A 2560-nucleotide genomic window follows, 5' to 3' on the forward strand; every position below is an offset into this window, starting at 1 on the left:
CGGGGTCGCGGTGCTCGCACTGGCCGCGCTCACCGTCATCGGCGCCGTCCGGGAAGGCCTGACCAGCGCCAACATCGAGACCCAGCTGGGCGCGCAGGTCGTCGTCTCGACGCTGATCGTCGGCCTGCGGGTGCTGCGCGACCGGCACGAACGCGAGCTGGCCCGGGTCCGCTCGGTCTCCGAGACCGCCCAGCGGGTCCTGCTGCGCCCACTGCCGGAGCGGATCGGGCCGCTGCACCTGGCCTCGGTCTACCTGGCCGCCGAGGCCGAGGCGCAGGTCGGCGGCGACCTGTACGCGGCCGCCCGCACCGCCACCGGCACCCGGCTGCTGGTCGGCGACGTGCGAGGCAAGGGCCTGTCCTCGCTCGGCGACGCGGCCCTGCTGCTCGGCGCCTTCCGCGCCGCCGCCCACCTGCACACCGACCTGCCGGGGCTGGCCGCCTACCTGGACGGCAGCGTCTGCTGGGACCTCGCCCAGTTCGCCGAACAGTCGCGGCGGTCGCCGGAGTCGTCGCAGTCCAAGCCGTCGCGGCAGCCCAGGCGGGCCTGGCCGTTCCGCAAGTCGCGCGCGGCGCACCACCCGGAGGCCGACGGCGCCCCCGACGAGGGCGGCGAGTCCTTCATCACCGCCGTCCTGCTCGACATACCCGACGACGGCGCGCCCGTCCGCCTGATCGACTGCGGCCACCCGCCCCCGCTGCTGCTGCGCCCCGAGGGCATCACCACCCTCGCGGCCCGCCACCCCGCACCCCCGCTCGGTCTCGGCGAACTCGCCCCGGTGGAGTACAAGGTGGAGACCTTCCCGTTCCGCCCCGGCGACCGGTTGCTGATCTACACCGACGGCGTGATCGAGGCCCGGGACGCCCAGCGCCGCTTCTACCCGCTCACCGAGCGTGTCACCGCCTGGCAATCCGAGCGCCCCGTCGCACTGCTGCACCATCTGCGCCGCGACCTGCTCGCCCACGTCGGCGGGCGGCTGGACGACGACGCGGCGATGGTGTTGGTCGAGCGGCTGCCGTGAGAACGGCGCCCCCGGTCGGGCCGGGCGCCCGCCCTTCGGATGGCTGACGGAAAACAGATGACAGCTTTCAGATGACAGATTTCAAAATCTGTCATCTGAAAGCTGTTCGCTGAAATCTGTTCGCTGAAACCCGTCACCCGTCCCAGGCCGCGAAGTCGTAGTCGTCCCACAGCGCGCGCTCATCGTCGTGCGGCGCGTACCGGACACTCGGTTCGAGGTCCCAGATCCGGGTCGCCCGACCGTCCGGGGTGTAGGACGGCCAGCCCGGCTCGCCCCGGCGGGCGAAGTCGGACCAGGCCGCCATCATCCGGTCGGACAGCCCGGCGAGGGCCGGCCCCTGCTCGGCGACGGTCTGCGCGCCGCGCGGGAAGCGGCTCAGGTCCAGGCCGCCGAAGACGAAGGGCAGCTCGAGGGTGTGCATCGCGCCGAGGTTCTGGGCCGCCGGGAGCCCGGGCACGTAGGGCACGTGCCAGTCGAACTGGTAGACGTAGGTCGGCCGCCAGCGGGACTGCGCCTCGGCCAGGCGCAGGGTGGGCACCCGCTCGGTCTGGTCGGTGATCATCGCGTTGACCACCCGCCCCTCGGCCAGCCCGGGGCGGTTCGCCGCATAGCGGTCGTACATCTCCTGCCTGCGGCCGGCCAGGACCGGCGGCAGGCTGCGGTACGCGCTCAGCGGGACGTCCAGCACGCGGGGATCGAACAGCGCCCAGTAGTCGGTCTCGTTCTCCGCCGTGCCGGTCATCACGTCGACGTGCCGGGCGCTGCCGGCCGCGATCCGCTCGACCACCGGCCCGGGCACCAGTGCACCGTCGACCGACGGCCCGAAGAAGACGGCGGAGGACGGCCCGGAGAGCCCGCCCTGTGCCCGCTCCTGAAGCTCCAGGACCTCCCGGGTGGACAGCCGGTCGAGGTCCGCGACCGACCGGATGCCGCCGGTGGTGAGGATGCGCTCGGCGGTGCGCCGCGCGGCGGCCGCGGTGTGCACCAGGTAGCCCGGTCCGCTCTGGACGACGGCGCGCCGGAACAGCCGCTCGGGGTGGTCCCCGGCCAGCAGGGCGCTGATCGAGACGGCGCCCGCCGACTGCCCGAAGACGGTGACCGCGCCCGGGTCCCCGCCGAAGGCGGCGATGTGCCGACGGACCCAGGCCAGCGCGGCGGCCTCGTCGCGCAGCCCGTTGTTGCCGGAGCCCGCGTAGGACGGGTCGAGCGAGCCGAGCTCGGTCCAGCCGAGGATGCCGAGGCGGTAGTCGAGGTCCACCACGACCGCGTCGCCCCGGACGGCCAGTCGGCCGCCGTCGAAGACCTGTCCGGCGGCGGAGCCGAGTTCGTCCGCGCCACCGTGCAGGTAGACCAGGACGGGCTTGGGCGCACCGCCGCTACGCGGTGCCCACACGTTGAGGTGCAGGCAGTCCTCAACGCCGTCACCGCCGACGCTCAGGTCCTCCGGGCAGCCGGGTTTGAGCGCGGTGGCCGGGAGCGTGCCCTGCCAGGGCGCCGCCGGCCGGGGCGGGCGGAACCGGTTCGGCCCGGTCGGGGGCG

2 protein-coding genes are annotated in these 2560 nt (G+C 74.2%); one reads left to right on the forward strand and one right to left on the reverse strand.

Annotation, left to right across the window (positions count from 1 at the left end; translation table 11 throughout):
* On the forward strand, nt 1-1021 hold a 1021-nt coding region (locus J0670_RS35555; protein WP_207816735.1), incomplete at its 5' end, for a PP2C family protein-serine/threonine phosphatase.
* Between the two features lie 133 nt (nt 1022-1154).
* Here J0670_RS35555 and J0670_RS35560 read toward each other — a convergent pair.
* A partial coding sequence (locus J0670_RS35560; protein WP_207816737.1) for a carboxylesterase/lipase family protein occupies nt 1155-2560 on the reverse strand: 1406 nt, incomplete at its 5' end.

Origin of the sequence: Streptomyces sp. FH025 (assembly GCF_017427025.1) — a bacterium.
Taxonomy (GTDB): Bacteria; Actinomycetota; Actinomycetes; order Streptomycetales; family Streptomycetaceae; genus Kitasatospora.